Source organism: Escherichia sp. XD33 (assembly GCF_019375075.1).
GTDB classification, from domain to species: Bacteria; Pseudomonadota; Gammaproteobacteria; order Enterobacterales; family Enterobacteriaceae; genus Enterobacter; species Enterobacter flexneri_A.
Map to the genome: position 1 here is coordinate 1 of NZ_JAENDM010000349.1, position 574 is coordinate 574.

Annotated in this window: 1 pseudogene; it reads left to right on the forward strand. The window is 55.1% G+C overall.

The window, feature by feature from the left end:
• Window positions 1-574: pseudogene (locus tag K0778_RS27180) on the forward strand (IS1 family transposase); the annotation flags it as partial.

Genomic DNA, 574 nt, shown 5'->3' on the forward strand with positions numbered 1-574 from the left:
AGCTGTCCCTCCTGTTCAGCTACTGACGGGGTGGTGCGTAACGGCAAAAGCACTGCCGGACATCAGCGCTATCTCTGCTCTCACTGCCGTAAAACATGGCAACTGCAGTTCACTTACACCGCTTCTCAACCCGGTACGCACCAGAAAATCATTGATATGGCCATGAATGGCGTCGGATGTCGCGCCAGTGCACGCATTATGGGCGTTGGCCTCAACACGGTTTTACGTCACTTAAAAAACTCAGGCCGCAGTCGGTAACCTCGCGCATACAGCCGGGCAGTGATGTGATTGTCTGCGCTGAAATGGACGAACAGTGGGGCTACGTCGGTGCTAAATCACGTCAGCGCTGGCTGTTTTACGCGTATGACAGGCTCCGGAAGACGGTTGTTGCGCACGTATTCGGTGAACGCACTCTGGCCACACTGGAGCGTCTTCTGAGCCTGCTGTCGGCCTTTGAGGTCGTGGTATGGATGACGGATGGCTGGCCGCTGTATGAATCCCGCCTGAAGGGAAAGCTGCACGTAATCAGCAAGCGTTACACTCAGCGAATTGAGCGGCATAACCTGAATCTGAG